The following is a 14,520-nucleotide window of genomic DNA, read 5'->3' as shown; positions in this document are numbered from 1 at the left end:
CTTGCGTGCTTCTCTCTCTACTCGGCCGCATCAGGCGTGGCCAACCCGTGCAGGTTAGCGTAGATACGTGCCGCGAGGGCGTCATTGATGCCTTCCACCTTGGCGATTTCCGCTTCGCCAGCGGCTTTCAGGCCTACGAGGCCACCAAAATGCTTGAGCAGGCTGGCGCGGCGGCGCGGCCCGATGCCGGGGATATCCTCCAGCTTGCTGGTCATCCGTGCCTTCTGGCGGCGCCCACGGTGGCCGGTGATGGCGAAGCGGTGCGCCTCGTCGCGAACCTGCTGGATGAACTGCAGCGCCGGGTTGGCCGCGCCCGGGCGCAGCTCGCGGCCATCGGGCATCACCAGCGCTTCGTGGCCGGCGCGGCGCTCCACGCCCTTGGCCACGCCCACCAGCAGCACGCCTTCCACGCCCAGGTCGGCCAGTGCGGCCTGCGCCTGCGCCAGCTGCCCTGCGCCGCCGTCGATCAGCAGCACGTCCGGCAGCACGCCCTGCTCTTCCACCGCACGGCGGAAGCGGCGGTCGATGGCCTGGCGCATGGCGGCGTAGTCATCGCCCGGCTCGATGCCGCTGATGTTGAAGCGGCGATACTGCGCGCGCACCGGACCGGCGGCGTCGAACACCACGCACGAGGCCACGGTGGCCTCGCCCAGGGTGTGACTGATGTCGAAACATTCGACCCGCTTGACCGGCTCGGCCAGGCCCAGCATTTCGCGCAGTGCGTCGCTGCGCGCCTGCTGCGCGTTGCGGCTGTTGAGTTCGGTGGCCAGGGTCAGCTGCGCGTTGCGGCTGGCCAGTTCCACGTAGCCGGCTCGCTCGCCGCGCACGTTCCACTTCAGCTGCACCTTGCGCTCGGCCGAGGCCGACAGCGCGGCAACCAGCAGGTCGGCATCGGGAATCTCGCGGTCCAGCAGGATCTCGCGCGGCGGCTCGAATTCGATGTAGTACTGCGAGACGAACGCGGCCAGCACTTCCTCCGGGCTTTCCTCGCCGTTGGTGCGCGGGAAGAACGGGCGGGTGCCGAGGTTGCGGCCATCGCGGAACGCCAGCAGCAGCACGCAGGCCTGCGACCCCTGCATGGCCACCGCCAGCACGTCCAGGTCCGCGGCGCGACCGTCCACGTACTGGCGGGTCTGCATGCTGCGCAGCGAGGAAATCAGATCGCGCAGGCGCGCGGCCTGCTCGAACTCCAGCGCCTCGCTGGCGGCCTGCATCTGCTCGCCCAGCTCGCGGGTGAGCTCGTCGCTCTTGCCTTCAAGGAACAGAGCGGCGCGGCGTACCGACTCGGCGTACTCCGCTGCCGGCACCAGCTCCACGCACGGCGCGCTGCAGCGCCCGATCTGGTACTGCAGGCACGGCCGCGAGCGGTTGCGGAACACGCTGTCTTCGCAGCTGCGCAGCTTGAACAGCTTGTGCATCAGGTTCAGCGTTTCGCGCACTGCGGTCACGCCCGGATACGGCCCGAAATAGCGACCGGGAATGGCGCGGGGTCCACGATGCAGTGCGATGCGCGGCCAGTCCTCGCGGGTCAGCAGCACGTGCGGGTAGGTCTTGTCGTCGCGCAGCGAGACGTTGTAGCGCGGCGATAGAGATTTGATCAGCTGGTTCTCCAGCAGCAACGCCTCGGCTTCCGAGCGCGTGACGGTCACGTCCATGCGCGCGATCTGCGAGATCATCGACATGATCCGCGCGTTCTTCGGGCTGCCGTTGAAGTAGCTGCCGACGCGATTGCGCAGTGCGCGGGCCTTGCCCACATACAGCAGGGTGTCGTCGGCGGCGTACATGCGGTACACGCCGGGCGCGGTGCTGAGCTGGGCCGCGAAGGCCTTGCCGTCGAAGGCCGGGGCGGGAACGTCGGTCATTCGCTGATCGGGACTTCGCTGAGCACGCCGCTGTCGGGGTCGAAGCGCAGCACGGCGTGGGCGTCGGTCTCGGCAATCCACACCGCACCTGCGCCCACCGCCAGTCCAGCCGGGCCATGCAGGCGGCGCGGCAGCGGCTGGGTGGTCAGTTCACCGCCGCCCAGGCGCAGCGTGCGCAGGCGACCGTTGCCGGTATCGGCGATCCACAGCAGCGGGGCGTCCGCGCCCAGCGCGATGGCCTGCGGGAACTGCAGGCTGGCTTGGGTGCGGGGACCGTCTTCACTGCCGAAGCGCCAGGGCCCCTGCCCGACCAGGGTCTGCACCAGGTCGCCACGCAGCTGAAGCGCGCGGATCGAGGAACCCAGTGCATCGGCCACATACAGCACCTGCTGCACCACGGCCAGCGCGGTGGGCTGGGCGAAGGCCGCCAGATGGCCACTGCCATCACGCTCGTCAATGGAACCACTGCCGGCGCGCCATTGCAGGGTGCGCTGGCCCAGGTGGTAGCTCCAGATGCGGTTGTCGCCGGCCATCGCGATGTGCAGCTGGTTGTCGGCAATGGCCAGGCCGACCGGATGGTCCAGCGAAACCTGCCGCGCTTGCGCGACCGGCCCTTCCACCGGCGCACCGGGTCGCCCGTTGCCACACAGGGTGTCGACGATGCCAGTCAGCAGGTTGATACGGCGCACCGCGTGGTTGCCGGTGTCGGCGACGTACAGCGAATCGCGCTCCAGTACCAGCGCCTGCGGGCGGTGGAATGCCGCTTCGGCGAGGTTGCCGTCCATGAAATCGGCGGTGCCGAGGCCGAACTGACGCAGGATGCGGCCGCCATGGCTGCATTCGAGAATGCGGTGATGGCCGCTGTCGGCGATGTACAGGCGTTCGGTGCTGACCGCCAGCCCCTGCGGGAAGCGCAGGGCCTGGCGCGGTTCCGGATGCAGTTCGCTGCCGCCACGCGGCGGCGCCGAAGGTGCGCCCTGGCACAGCGCGTTCAAGGCGCGCTCCAGTTCACCGGGCGCGCCCTGCCCGACCAGCCGTTGCTGTTCGCGGCCCTGCGCGTCCAGCAGCACCATGGTCGGCCAGGCGGTGACGCCGAAGCGGCGCCAACCATCCCAGTCGGCATCGAGCAGCACGGGCATGCTCAGGCCCTGACGGCGCAGCAGCTTCAGTGCGGCCGTGGCATCGCGTTCGAAATCAAAACGCGGCACCTGCAGCACCAGCGGCTGCAGCTTGCCGGGATGGCGCGACAGCCATTGGCCGAACTCGGCCAGGCGTTGCGCACTCCAGGCGGAGGCCGCATTGACGAACAGCAGCGCGACCGGCCGGCCGCGCAGTTCGGTCAGGGTGCAGGGGGTGGCATTGAGCCAGGTGGCGAATTCGGGCAGGTCCGGGACGGGCTGGACGTTCATGACCTGATTATGCCGGAGTCGGCGTCATGCAACAGTCGTGCCACCGCACGTTTTGCAGCATCGTCGACCAGCGACCAGACCTGTTCAAAATGATCGCTGCCGCCGGTGTAGGGATCAGGGATGGCTACCCGCCCCTGCCCGCCCGACCAGGGCAGGTACAGCGCCAGGCGTTCACGCTGGGCCGCCGATGCCAGGCGACCGGCATCACGCAGGTTGGCCTCGTCGGCACACAGGATCCAGTCGAAACGTTCGAAATCCGCGGCCTGCAGCTGACGTGCGCGCAGGTCGCCGATGTCCACGCCGTGCCCGGCCGCGCAGGCGATCGCGCGGCGGTCCGGCGGCTCGCCCACGTGCCAGTCGCCCGTGCCGGCCGAATCGACCTGCACCCGCCCGGCCAGCGGCGAGGCATCCAGGCGTGCGCGCAGCGCCCCTTCGGCCATCGGCGAACGGCAGATGTTGCCGAGGCAGACGACCAGCAACTTCATCGCGCGGCCATCGCCTGCAGCAACGCCTCGGCGCGCTCCAGGTCCTCGGGGGTGTCGATGCCGGGTGGGAACGGCTCCGGCGAGATCGCCACGCTGATCGGGAAGCCCGCTTCCAGCACGCGCAGCTGTTCCAGCGATTCGACCTGCTCCAGCTGGCCCGGCGGCATCGCCGCGAACCGCTGCAGGAAGCCGGCGCGGTAGCCGTAGATGCCGATGTGGCGCAGCCAGTGGTGGCCGTCCGGCAGCGTGTCGCGGCTGCGTGCGAAGCCGTCGCGGTGCCAGGCGATCGGCGCACGGCTGAAGTACATCGCCTCGTTGCGCACGTTGCGCACCAGCTTCACGACGTTCGGGTCGAACAGGGTGTGCGCGTCCTCGACGGTCGTGGCGAGAGTCGACATCGGCGCAGTGCCAGCGACCAGCGCATCTGCCACCGCGCGGATGCCGGTCGCCGGTGCGAACGGTTCGTCGCCCTGCAGGTTGACCACCACCGTGTCATCGGCCCAGCCGGCAATGCGTGCGCACTCGGCCAGGCGATCGGTACCCGAGGCATGCGTGGTCGCGGTCATCGCCACCTTCACCTCGGCCAACCCGGACAGCGCATCGGAAATGCGTTGGTCGTCGGTCGCCACCCAGACCTCGCGGGCACCGGCCTGCAGCGCGCGGCGCGCCACATGCAGCACCAGCGGCTCACCGCCCAGCGGGCGCAACGGCTTGCTCGGCAGCCGCGAGGCGGCAAAGCGGGCCGGAATGGCGACGACGAATTCGGTCATGCGGGCGGTTCTCGGCAGGCTCGTTACAACGGGAATGCGGCCAGCGGCGCGTAAATGCAAGCGCCGCCGCGCCAATCAGTTCGGTCGCAGCTTGTCCAGGCGATCGGTCAGCGCCACCCAGAACGCGGCGGGCAACTCGGCGCGCAGCGGAACCGCGTAGTGCCAGTCGTTGCCGAACGCCCGGCATTTCACCGCATCCTTTTCGGTCATCAGTACCGGCAACTGGCTGCCGAAGGACAGGTCCTGCGGCTGGTAGGCCTGGTGGTCGGCAAACGCATGCGGCACCACGCCGATCCCGCGCGCGCGCAGCATGTCGAAGAAACGCTGTGGATGGGCGATGCCGGCCACCGCGTGCACGCGCTGGCCCTTGAAGTACGCCAGCGGGCGCGCGCGGCCACCGGCCAGCGGCTGCGCACTGTCGATGTGCAGGGCCATCGGCCATTGGCCGAAGCCACAGGCCTGTGCCGCGGTCTCCTCATCGGCCTGGCCGAGATTGACCACGCGGAAATCGCACTCGCTGGCGCGGCTCACCGGCTCGCGCAACGGCCCGGCCGGAATCATCCGGCCATTGCCATAGCGACGCTGGGCATCGACCACTTCGATCTCGATGTCGCGCGCCAGCCGGTAGTGCTGCAAACCGTCGTCGCAGACGATCACATCGCAGCCGGCCTCGATCAGCGCCTTGCCGGCAGCAACCCGATCACTGTCCACGCGCACTGGCACGCCGGTCTTCCAGGCGATCAGCACCGGCTCGTCACCGCCCTTGGCGGTTGGCGTGTCGGCCCGCACCCACAGCGGCTTGTCGGCGTCTTCGCGACCATAGCCGCGGCTGGCCACGCCCGGCTTCCAGCCGGCCGCACGCAGGCGTTCGACCAGCGCAATGGTCAGCGGCGTCTTGCCGGTACCGCCGGCCGTGATATTGCCGACCACGATGACCGGCACCGGCAGCGAATGGCGCTTGCGCCAGCCACGGCGATATGCGCGCCGGCGCAGCGCGGTGACACCTGCGTACAGCGGCGCCAGCAGGCGCATCGCCCACGGAACCGGGGTACCGTCGTACCAGTACGGCGGGGTCTGGGTGCCCTTGCCGGCCATCAGTCCTGCCTTTCGCGGAACTGCATGCTGTGCAGATGCTGGTACAGGCCGCCCAGTTCGAGCAGCTCCTTGTGCGTGCCGCGTTCAACGATGCGGCCATGATCCATGACCAGTACCTGGTCGGCATGCTCGATGGTCGACAGCCGGTGCGCGATGACCAGCGTGGTGCGTTCGGGCATCAGGCGCTGCAGGGCGTCCTGCACCAGGCGCTCGGATTCGTTGTCCAGCGCCGCAGTGGCTTCGTCGAGGATCAGGATCGGGGCGTCGCGCAGGATCGCGCGGGCAATGGCCAGGCGCTGGCGCTGGCCACCGGACAGCAGCGCGCCGTTCTCGCCCACCGGGGTCTGCAGCTGCTGCGGCATGCGTGCGATGAACTCCCACGCGTTGGCGGCTTCGGCCGCCGCGCGGATCTGCTCGTCGGTCGCTTCCATGCCATAGGCGATGTTGGCGGCGATCGTATCATCGAACAGCATGACCTTCTGCCCGACCATTGCCACCTGCCGGCGCAGGTCGGCCAGCGGGTAGTCGTCCAGTGCCACGCCGTCGAGGGTGATGACACCGCCGCTGGGCTCGTAGAAGCGTGGCACCAGCCGGATCAGGCTGGTCTTGCCACTGCCGGAACGGCCGACAATGGCCGTCACCGTGCCTGGCCTGGCAACGAAGCTGATGTCGTCCAGGGCGATGCCGCTGTCCTCGCGGTAACGCAGCATGACGTGGTCGAACGCCAGTTCGCCCCGCACGCGCTGCACGCGTCGCTGCCCCTGGTCGCGCTCCACTGGCATGTCGAGAATGCCGAACAGGCGCTCGGCAGCAGAGACACCGCGCGAAATCGAGGTCTGTACGCTGGTCAGGCGGCGCAGTGAGGGGATGATGGCCATCATCGATGTCATCAGGCCCATGAACTGGCCGGCATTGAGCCGGCCGGCCAGGGCTTCGCGGGTCGACACCCAGACGATCACCGCCAGCGCCAGTGCAGCCAGGAACTGCACCACGCTGGAGGCGGCGGCGCGGGTGACCTCGACCTTCATGTTCAGCGCCAGCATGCGGTTGGCCAGGCGCGAGTAGCGCGAGATCTCATGCTGCTGGGTGCCGTGCACCTTCACTTCCTGCTGCGCCGCCAAGGACTGCTCGGCAGTCTGCGCCATCGTGCCCATGCCGTCCTGGATGCCACGGCTGATGCGGCGGTAGCGTTTGCCCACGTAGGACACGATGCCACCGATCAGCGGCACCACCAGCAACATCGCCAGGGTGACCTTGACACTCATCTGCAGCATCACCGCCAGCATCGCGACGATGGTGAGGGTATCGGCCACCACGGTCTTCAGCGCGTCGGCGCTGGCCTGGGTGACCTGCTCGGTATCGAAGTTCAGGCGGCTGACCATCACCGGCGTCGCTTCCGTATCGAAGTGCGACGACGGCAGGTGCAGGTACTTCTGCAGCACCTGCTCACGCAGGTCGCGGACCACGCTGCGACCAGTCTTGGCCAGCGTGTAGTCACTGACCCAGGTGGCCACGCTGCGCATCAGGAACAGGCCGAGGATGGTCAGCGGCAGCACCACGGCCGCGCGCGGCTGCGGATCGACGAAACCCTCGTTGACCAGCGGCTCCATCAGCTTGGTGAAGTGGTAGCCGGCCAGGGCTTCAACCACCATGGCGATGACCGCGCCCACCATGAACACCCAGTAGGTGCGGGTGTAGCCCAGCAGACGTTTGTAGATCGGCCACACCGGCGCGTGATGGGAACTCATGGACGCACCTCTGGCGCAGTTGCAATGGCGATACGACGGAAACCGAGCTGACCGAGCGCGTCCTGCGCAGTCACCACGGCCTGGTAGGGGGTGCGTGCGTCGGCGCGCAGCAGCACGGGCTGGCTGCGGTCGCTGCCGGCGACCGATGCGATGGTCTGCTTGACCGACTCGACATCGCTGCGCAGCACTTCCTGGTCATTGATGAAATAGCGGCCTTCGGCGTTGATCAGCACGCTGAGCGAGCGCGGCGGCTCGTTGCTGGGCTGCTGGCTGGCGGTCGGCAGCTGCACCTGCAGCGTCGAGCGCGCATCGAAGGTGGTGGTGACCACGAAGAAGATGATCAGCACCAGGATGACGTCGATCAGCGGGACCAGATCGATATGCGGTTCATCCTGTGAGCGGTCATTGCCGATACGCATCGATCAGGCCTTCGCCGCAGCGGCGTTGGCCGGTCGCGCCGGCGCGGCCGGGTTCATCACCCCGGGGCGACCGTCGAGCGTGTCCAGCAGGGCACTGGCTTCCTGCTCCATTTCCACCACGTAGCCGTGGATGCGGCCCTTGAAGTAGCGATGGAACATCAGTGCCGGAATGGCCACGATCATGCCCGTGGCGGTGCACACCAGCGCCTTGCCGATGCCGCCGGCCAGCTGGTTCACGTCGCCCACGCCATGGTCGAGGATGCCCAGGAACATCTGGATCATGCCGATCACCGTGCCCAGCAGGCCCAGCAGCGGGCCGGCCGAGGCGATGGTGCCCAGCGCGTTGAGGAAGCGCTCCATGCGGTGCACCAGGTGGCGCCCGGTGTCCTCGATCCGCTCACGGATCTGGTCGCGCGGGCGGTTGCGCGCTTCCAGCGCAGCGGCCAGCAGCGCGCCCAGCGGCGAGTTGGCGCGCAGGGTCTGCAGGTGCGCCGGGTCAAGCTTGCCGCGTGCGGCCCAGTTGCGCACTTCCTGGCCAAGCCCGGGCGGCAGCACTTCCGTTCGCCGCAGGGACCAGAAACGCTCCAGGATGATCGCCAAAGCCAGTACGCCCAACAGCAGCAGCGGCACCATTGGCCAGCCACCGGCCTTGACCAGTTCCCACACGTTTCAACCCTCCGGCCCAACGGCCGCTTGTTCGTTCGGCGATAGGATAGCAGCCGACCGCGCCCGCCCAGCGGCATCCCACCACCGGGATGCGTGGATACGCTGTTCACGCAGCTGCAGCCCTTGTGCACCAAGCCATACGCGGATCGCGCCGGAGTCGGCCGTGGCCAGCACTTCCGCCCCCTGCGCCTGCCAGCGTTGGAGCACGTCCTGGCGTGGATGGCCGAAACGGTTGCGGTGGCCGGCCGAAACCACCGCCAACCGTGGCGCCACGGCGGCCACCCACGGCGCGCTGGAGCTGCCGCCGCTGCCATGGTGCGGCACCAGCACCACATCCGCCTTCAACGCCGCCGGAGACGCCCGCAGCAGCGCCTGTTCGGCCGGACGGCCGATGTCCCCGGGCAACAACACCCCACCATGCGCGCTGGCCACGCGCAGCACGCAGCTGTCCTCGTTTTCAGCCCGCTGGCTGCCGGCATCCGGGTGCAGCACCTGGAAGTCGACGCCGTCCCAGCGCCAGCGCAGGCCGCGCTGGCAGCGCCCGGCCCCGGCAATCGTGCTGCCCGGCGGCGCCAACAGGGGCAGCTCCGGTAACTGAAGGCGCAGGCGCGGCAGGTTGCCGGCATGATCGAGATCGTCGTGACTGATCAGCACGCGGTCGGGCCGTGCCTGCCCCAGCGCCCGCAATGACGGAACCAGGACCCGCTCGCTGCCCTCCCCCCCGATCGGCGGTCCCACGTCGTACCAGAGCGCATGCCGCGCGGTACGCAGCAATACCGCCGTGCCCTGCCCGACGTCGTGCACCAGCAGCTCCAGCTCTCCCTCGGCCGGCCGCTCGCGCAACGGCCACAGCAGCGGCAGGCACAGCAGGAGGCCAGCCAGCCCGCCCCCGGCACCGCGTGGCAGCAGCCACCAGAACACGCCCAACAGCGCCGCCGGCACTGCCCAGGCCGGTGCCTCGGCCAACCACCACATCGCCTGTGGATGCGCCGCCAGTGGCTGCAGGGCCTGCCAGCTGATTTCGAACAACCACGCCGCTGCGCGCCACGCCCAGCATCCGGCGCCGTCATGCAGCACCTGCAGGGCGGTGCCCAGCAGCGACAATGGCACCACCAGCAATGTCCACCACGGGATGACCGGCAGGTTCACCAGCGGCCCCAGCCAGGCGGTGCCACCGAACAAGCCGATGCCCAGCGGCAACAGGCCGACGCTGGCCACCCCTTGTGCGGCCAGGAACCCGCGCAGGTTGGCGACCACGCCTCGCGGACGTCCCTGCGGCAGGCACCAGACCAGCCACAGGACGCCGCCGAAGCTGAGCCAGAAGCCCGCGGACAGCACTGACAGGGGCGCCGGCAGCAGCAGCGCCAGCGCCGCCAGTGCAAGCCCCTGCACGGGACCCAGTGGGCGCCGCCCGCTACGCGCCAGCGCCACCAGCCCGATCATCAGTGCGGTGCGCACGGTCGGCAATTCACCGCCGGCCAGCACCGCATAGCCCGCTGCGGACAGGGCCGCGGCGCAGGCCGCCGCCTGGGGGCGTGGCCAATGCCGGCCCAGCAGCGGGCACAGCCACCACAGCCCTCGGCACAGCAACGCCCCCAGCCCCGCCACCACCCCGACATGGAACCCGGAAATGGCCACCAGATGGGTCAGGCCCAGCGCCCGCAACTGGTCCCAATCGGCGTCGGACAGGCCACGCGTATCGCCCAGGGCGAGCGCCTGCACGAAGCGCGCAGCTGGATGGGCCACCTGCGCGGCGATGGCGGCGCTGGTGCGTTCACGCCATGCCGGCAGGCCATGTGCGGCCTGAAGCTCACGCGCGCTGGCCGGCGCCCGCACCGTGCCGTTGCCGGACACGCCGCGCAGCAGCGCATGGCGTTCACCGTCGAAACCACCGGGATTGATCCGCGAACGCGGCGCCCGCACGCGCAGGGCCAGATGCCACTGCGCGCCGGCCAGGACCCGATGGCGCCCACGCCCGGCGTCGGTGCCATCAACGGCACGCCAGGCGTTATTCCAGATGACCTGCAGGCGCTTGCCGCGCAGCGATGGCAGTTCGCTGCTCTCGCTGACCTGCAGCAGGAAGCGGGTGTGCGCGGCCCCATGGTCCGGCAGATCGATGACCCGTCCACTGACCACCACATCCCGTGCTGGCTGGCCTGGCGGCAGCTGTTCCTGCATTGCCCAGTGCCCGTGCATCGCCGTCCATCCGGCGCCCAGCAGTACGACCGCGGGCAGGCGCCCCCGCCAACGCAGGCCCCACCCTGCCATGCCAAGCACGATCATCACCATGCAGCCCCACAGCGGCGGCAGCTGTGGCAGCTGCACGCAGGCCAGCGCCCCCAGTGTCAGCGCCGCAGCGGCGCCACTGCCCAGCAAGGGAGACGGGGAACGCTCGACAGCCATGGGTCCAGCCTGCCGCTACCGGCGGCAGGTTGCCTATCGGGACTTGCCCCGCAAACGCGTCAGCGCCGGACGCTGCCGCGATGGAAATTGACCCGGAAGCTTGCGCCGCCTCCCGCAGCCTCACCGACACTGACCGAGCCACCGTGGTGCTGCACGATCTCCTTCACCAGATGCAGGCCCAGGCCACTGCCGCTGCCCGCCGCGCGCAGGCGATGGAACGGCTCGAAGATCGCCTCGCGGTCGCCCACTGGAATGCCCGCGCCCTGATCGCTGACTTCCAGCAAGCCACGCGTATCCAACCGCACGCAGATGGTGCCACGGCCACCACCATGCACGATCGCGTTGTGCACCAGGTTGGCAATCACCCGCCCCAGCGCCAGACTGTCGCCGTGGATCCACACCGGCGATTCCGGCGCGTCCACTTCGAATCCATAGCCGGCGCCCACCACCAACGGCGCCAGGTCCGCGGCGGCCTCACGCACCAGCAGAGCCAGGTCCAGCCGCTGCAATGCGCCGACATTGCGGTCAAGGCGCTGCAGATCGAGCAGGTGCTCGGCAACATTGCCCAGCCGCGCCACGTCGGTCAGCAACTGCGATTTCAGCTCACCCTGTGGCAGCTGCGCCAGGCGCGCCTGCACCACGGCGATCGGCACGCGCAGCTCGTGCGCCGCGTCGGCGAGGAACTTGTCGCGCGCGGCGTAGCCCTGCTGCACCTTGTCGATGGCATCGTTGAACGCTTCCACCAGCGGCGCCACTTCCGTGGACACCAGCCGCGCATCCAGCCGCGCACCGGGCTGGCCGATGTCCAGTTCCTTGGCCTGCTGCGCAGAACGGCGCACACCGCGCATGGCACGGTGGATCACGGTCGGCATCACCAGCAGGGTGACCACGATCAATGGCAGGAAGAACCACAGGCCGATCAGGCGCAGCACCATCAGCGCGCCATCCAGCAGCCCGCCCTTGGGCGCGCCACCGACCATCACGGTGATGCGGCGCCCGTCCTCGTTGCGGATCATCACCCGCGCCACGTCCAGGTAGGGGGGTACCAGCGAGCCCAGTTCCGTGGCGCCCACGGTCGGCAGCCGCGCCAGCATCGGCGCGTGGATCGCTGGGATGGTGCCGCGCTCGAGCCACATGCCCTTGTCATCCACCGCGGCGAACCAGAGATTTCCCCCGGCGTTGGCATCGAGCTTGTCCCAGCGCGCCTGGTCCAGCACCAGGCGGCCGCCTTCGCTGTGCACCGCCTTGGCCACCGCCTCGGCAACGAACATGTCCATGCCCCAGGAGTCCTTGTCACCCCAGGTCAGGATCAACGCGACTACCGCGAACAGTACGGTGAAGGCCTGCGCCAGGAACAGGCGCCAAGCCAGGCCAAGGGTGATCGAACGGATCGGACGGGCCATCTCAGGCCTCCGCCAGCAGGTAGCCGACGCCGCGGATCACGTGGATCTCCACCCCCGCCCCGGCCTGCTGCAGCGCTTTGCGCAGCTTGGAGATATGCGCATCGAGCGCATTGGACTGGATCTCATCATCGAACCCGTACACTGCAGCCTCCAGGGCACTGCGGGTAACCGTGCGGCCCTGCCGCATCGCCAACGCCTGCAGCACCAGCACCTGCCGACGTGGCAATGCCAGGGGCTGGCCCTCCACCTGTGCCTGCAGCGATTCGAAATCGAACTCGAGCCGCCCCAGCCGCAGGCTCGGCGTCACCATCGCCGAAGGCCTGCGCGATACGGCGCGGATGCGTGCCATCAGTTCCTCGATCGCCACCGGCTTGACCAGATAGTCATCGGCACCGACGTCCAGGCCTTCGACCTTGTCCGACAGCGTGCCCTTGGCGGTCAGCATGATCACCGCCAGATTCGGCCGCAGCGCACGCGCCGACGCGACGAATCCAGCACCATCACCATCGGGCAGCTGGCGGTCGAGCAGCAGCAGCTGGTGCACCGGTTCGCGCAATGCGAGCGCGGCCTCGGCCAGGCTGCCGACCACGTCGGCGACCACGCCCTGCCGCTCCAGGCCCGATTGCAGGGCGCGGGACAGATCAGGATCGTCTTCGACCAGGAGGATGCGCATCAGGAACTCGTCTACCGGAAACGCTGCCGATCATAGTGCCTGGGGCCATGGTTTTGCGCCCATGCATGCCAGCGGTTGCAGGCGCAATGTTCTGACAATGTTGCCCCTTCAGCATGCGCAGCCATCACCCGCAACGTGGCCGAACGATGCTGTCGCTGCCCCTGACAAGGACCCCCATGGCCTCCGTCTCCCACACCGCAGACGCCCACGCGATCCTGCGTGCACCGGACCTGGACAGCGCAGAACGCGCCTATCTGGGACTGATGCCCGACCTTGAACATGTGAATGCACTGGCCCGCCGTGCAGTGGGCCTGTCACGCGTTGCCGACGCGGCACACGGCTATGCGTTGTCGATGACCCTGGTCGGACTGCGCCTGCAGGAGCTGGAGATGGGCGAGCCAACGGCCAGGGAACACCGCCAGGCCACCCTGCGCAGCCTGCGCCAGGCCTTCAGCGCCTGACGGCACGCGCACAGGCACTGCCGCCGCACCGGCGGCAGCGGGAGTCATCGGGTCAGCAGGACCCGCAACCCGGCAGGCCCGGCGCGGCAGCGTCATTCAGCGCAGCGTGGTCCACGCCAGCAGCGCGCTAAGGATTGCGACCCAGATCACTGCCTTGAACGTGCCTTCCAGCATGTTGCCGCCGAACAGGTGTTCCAGGAGCGGATTGGGCCTGGACACCGGGACGTGATCACCCATGCGGCAGTTCCTTGCAGTAATGGCGCAGTTGCGCAGCAGCGCCGAGTCTACGCCTGCGCAGCCCGGATTCATCGCCATCTGCCTGCCTTTGGCGGCCCAATCCCCGCCTTCGTCGCAGGCCGGCTGCGGTGCCCGGCCGACCATGCCAGCCTGCACGCACTTTCCCGCTGGAGCACCGTGCCATGCCGATGCTTGCCCTGATCCTGCTGTTCTCCAGCCTGTTCGGCGACGGCTGCGGGCCCACCGAGGATGCCCTGCGCAGCCAGATCCTGCGCACCGAGGATCGGCAGGCCATGCATGAAGTGCAGCCCCTTCAGCTCTATCACCTGCGCCAGGACCGCGTGCTGCGGCTGGGCAGCCAGCAATCGCCAGACGACACTGGCGCCAGCCCTCATCCTGCGCTGGCCCGGGTAGGTGTGGCGCAGCTGTGGGAACGCGTCGACGGCCAGTGGCGCATCCAGCGTTCGATCAGCATTACCCACTGATTTCATGCCACTGAACCGGCACGGATGCAGCTTCGCGGGAACGCCAGGCTCCCCGGAACGAAAAAAGCCGGCCCCGGGGCCGGCTTTCATCGTTTCCACCACTTCACCGGCAACGCCGGGAGCAGGTGGTGGGCGGTACAGGGTTCGAACCTGTGACCCCTACCATGTCAAGGTAGTGCTCTACCGCTGAGCTAACCGCCCATCGTGTTCTTGCCGCCCGAAGGCTGGCCTTGTTACGTAAAAACCCGGCGCCAGGGCCGGGCTTTGCATTTCACGACAGCCCTCTTCCGAGAACTTCGTGGTGGGCGGTACAGGGTTCGAACCTGTGACCCCTACCATGTCAAGGTAGTGCTCTACCGCTGAGCTAACCGCCCGTTTTGCTTCTGCATTTCCGCGATTGCGTC

At 68.8% G+C, this 14,520-nt stretch carries 14 protein-coding genes and 2 tRNA genes; 2 read left to right on the top strand and 14 right to left on the bottom strand.

The annotated features are described in order from the left end of the window. Positions 1 to 17: 17 nt before the first annotated feature. The 11 genes from uvrC to AC5P66_RS02660 all read right to left on the bottom strand — a co-directional run bounded on the left by uvrC (position 18) and on the right by AC5P66_RS02660 (position 12,933). The gene (uvrC, locus tag AC5P66_RS02710; protein ID WP_049413151.1) at positions 18 to 1,862 is read right to left on the bottom strand and encodes an excinuclease ABC subunit UvrC; all 1,845 of its coding nucleotides are present in this window, start codon (positions 1,860 to 1,862) and stop codon (positions 18 to 20) included. Further along, entirely contained in the window at positions 1,859 to 3,271 is a 1,413-nt protein-coding gene (locus tag AC5P66_RS02705; RefSeq protein ID WP_099495021.1) for a hypothetical protein, read from the bottom strand. The genes uvrC and AC5P66_RS02705 overlap by 4 nt, the downstream gene beginning before the upstream one ends. After that, positions 3,268 to 3,756, bottom strand: a complete 489-nt coding sequence (locus tag AC5P66_RS02700) for a low molecular weight protein-tyrosine-phosphatase (RefSeq protein ID WP_099495022.1) — start codon at positions 3,754 to 3,756, stop codon at positions 3,268 to 3,270. The genes AC5P66_RS02705 and AC5P66_RS02700 overlap by 4 nt, the downstream gene beginning before the upstream one ends. Continuing rightward, positions 3,753 to 4,526, bottom strand: a complete 774-nt coding sequence (kdsB, locus tag AC5P66_RS02695; RefSeq protein WP_495216075.1) for a 3-deoxy-manno-octulosonate cytidylyltransferase — start codon at positions 4,524 to 4,526, stop codon at positions 3,753 to 3,755. The genes AC5P66_RS02700 and kdsB overlap by 4 nt, the downstream gene beginning before the upstream one ends. Before the next feature lie 75 nt (positions 4,527 to 4,601). Further along, positions 4,602 to 5,621, bottom strand: coding sequence for a tetraacyldisaccharide 4'-kinase (gene lpxK, locus AC5P66_RS02690; RefSeq protein ID WP_049435266.1), 1,020 nt, complete (start codon positions 5,619 to 5,621; stop codon positions 4,602 to 4,604). Then, positions 5,621 to 7,369 carry a lipid A export permease/ATP-binding protein MsbA gene (gene msbA / locus AC5P66_RS02685; RefSeq protein WP_049438204.1) on the bottom strand — a complete coding sequence of 583 codons (1,749 nt, stop codon included), beginning with the start codon at positions 7,367 to 7,369 and terminating at the stop codon, positions 5,621 to 5,623. The genes lpxK and msbA overlap by 1 nt, the downstream gene beginning before the upstream one ends. Continuing rightward, a complete protein-coding gene (locus AC5P66_RS02680) occupies positions 7,366 to 7,788 on the bottom strand; it encodes an ExbD/TolR family protein (protein ID WP_019658998.1) in 423 nt (140 codons plus the stop codon). The genes msbA and AC5P66_RS02680 overlap by 4 nt, the downstream gene beginning before the upstream one ends. A 3-nt stretch (positions 7,789 to 7,791) precedes the next feature. After that, positions 7,792 to 8,454 (bottom strand): MotA/TolQ/ExbB proton channel family protein, encoded by a 663-nt coding sequence (locus AC5P66_RS02675; protein WP_049415858.1) that lies wholly within the window; start codon positions 8,452 to 8,454, stop codon positions 7,792 to 7,794. A gap of 3 nt (positions 8,455 to 8,457) precedes the next feature. Continuing rightward, positions 8,458 to 10,857, bottom strand: a complete 2,400-nt coding sequence (locus tag AC5P66_RS02670) for a DNA internalization-related competence protein ComEC/Rec2 (protein WP_495216074.1) — start codon at positions 10,855 to 10,857, stop codon at positions 8,458 to 8,460. A 59-nt stretch (positions 10,858 to 10,916) separates the two neighbouring features. Then, positions 10,917 to 12,260, bottom strand: coding sequence for a sensor histidine kinase (locus tag AC5P66_RS02665; RefSeq protein WP_049415864.1), 1,344 nt, complete (start codon positions 12,258 to 12,260; stop codon positions 10,917 to 10,919). 1 nt (position 12,261) lies between these two features. Then, positions 12,262 to 12,933 carry a response regulator transcription factor gene (locus tag AC5P66_RS02660; protein ID WP_049415866.1) on the bottom strand — a complete coding sequence of 224 codons (672 nt, stop codon included), beginning with the start codon at positions 12,931 to 12,933 and terminating at the stop codon, positions 12,262 to 12,264. A 176-nt stretch (positions 12,934 to 13,109) separates the two neighbouring features. Here AC5P66_RS02660 and AC5P66_RS02655 point away from each other — a divergent pair, with 176 nt between their 5' ends. Continuing rightward, complete coding sequence (locus tag AC5P66_RS02655; protein WP_049415868.1) at positions 13,110 to 13,394, top strand: hypothetical protein; 285 nt, start codon at positions 13,110 to 13,112, stop codon at positions 13,392 to 13,394. A gap of 96 nt (positions 13,395 to 13,490) precedes the next feature. Here AC5P66_RS02655 and AC5P66_RS02650 read toward each other — a convergent pair whose 3' ends face one another. After that, positions 13,491 to 13,631, bottom strand: a complete 141-nt coding sequence (locus AC5P66_RS02650; RefSeq protein ID WP_167692840.1) for a hypothetical protein — start codon at positions 13,629 to 13,631, stop codon at positions 13,491 to 13,493. Between the two features lie 182 nt (positions 13,632 to 13,813). On the opposite strand from AC5P66_RS02650, the gene AC5P66_RS02645 reads away from it, so the two are divergent. Continuing rightward, positions 13,814 to 14,116, top strand: coding sequence for a hypothetical protein (locus tag AC5P66_RS02645; protein ID WP_049415873.1), 303 nt, complete (start codon positions 13,814 to 13,816; stop codon positions 14,114 to 14,116). 126 nt (positions 14,117 to 14,242) lie between these two features. Here AC5P66_RS02645 and AC5P66_RS02640 read toward each other — a convergent pair. Both AC5P66_RS02640 and AC5P66_RS02635 read right to left on the bottom strand, forming a co-directional pair. Beyond that, positions 14,243 to 14,317 (bottom strand) — tRNA-Val (locus tag AC5P66_RS02640). 98 nt (positions 14,318 to 14,415) lie between these two features. Further along, a tRNA-Val gene (locus tag AC5P66_RS02635) sits at positions 14,416 to 14,490 on the bottom strand. Positions 14,491 to 14,520 lie beyond the last annotated feature (30 nt).

This window comes from Stenotrophomonas sp. YJH_SMC_122 (assembly GCF_059369535.1).
This window is presented reverse-complemented; position numbering and strand designations above follow the sequence as displayed.

What these genes read in the sequence shown, in the direction of transcription:
- AC5P66_RS02680 (WP_019658998.1), bottom strand. Translation starts at nt 7,788, where the DNA reads ATGCGTATCGGCAATGACCGCTCACAGGATGAACCGCATATCGATCTG.
- kdsB (WP_495216075.1), bottom strand. Translation starts at nt 4,526, where the DNA reads ATGACCGAATTCGTCGTCGCCATTCCGGCCCGCTTTGCCGCCTCGCGG.
- AC5P66_RS02655 (WP_049415868.1), top strand. Translation starts at nt 13,110, where the DNA reads ATGGCCTCCGTCTCCCACACCGCAGACGCCCACGCGATCCTGCGTGCA.
- AC5P66_RS02705 (WP_099495021.1), bottom strand. Translation starts at nt 3,271, where the DNA reads ATGAACGTCCAGCCCGTCCCGGACCTGCCCGAATTCGCCACCTGGCTC.
- AC5P66_RS02650 (WP_167692840.1), bottom strand. Translation starts at nt 13,631, where the DNA reads ATGGGTGATCACGTCCCGGTGTCCAGGCCCAATCCGCTCCTGGAACAC.
- uvrC (WP_049413151.1), bottom strand. Translation starts at nt 1,862, where the DNA reads ATGACCGACGTTCCCGCCCCGGCCTTCGACGGCAAGGCCTTCGCGGCC.
- AC5P66_RS02645 (WP_049415873.1), top strand. Translation starts at nt 13,814, where the DNA reads ATGCCGATGCTTGCCCTGATCCTGCTGTTCTCCAGCCTGTTCGGCGAC.
- AC5P66_RS02665 (WP_049415864.1), bottom strand. Translation starts at nt 12,260, where the DNA reads ATGGCCCGTCCGATCCGTTCGATCACCCTTGGCCTGGCTTGGCGCCTG.
- msbA (WP_049438204.1), bottom strand. Translation starts at nt 7,369, where the DNA reads ATGAGTTCCCATCACGCGCCGGTGTGGCCGATCTACAAACGTCTGCTG.
- AC5P66_RS02660 (WP_049415866.1), bottom strand. Translation starts at nt 12,933, where the DNA reads ATGCGCATCCTCCTGGTCGAAGACGATCCTGATCTGTCCCGCGCCCTG.
- AC5P66_RS02670 (WP_495216074.1), bottom strand. Translation starts at nt 10,857, where the DNA reads ATGGCTGTCGAGCGTTCCCCGTCTCCCTTGCTGGGCAGTGGCGCCGCT.
- lpxK (WP_049435266.1), bottom strand. Translation starts at nt 5,621, where the DNA reads ATGGCCGGCAAGGGCACCCAGACCCCGCCGTACTGGTACGACGGTACC.
- AC5P66_RS02700 (WP_099495022.1), bottom strand. Translation starts at nt 3,756, where the DNA reads ATGAAGTTGCTGGTCGTCTGCCTCGGCAACATCTGCCGTTCGCCGATG.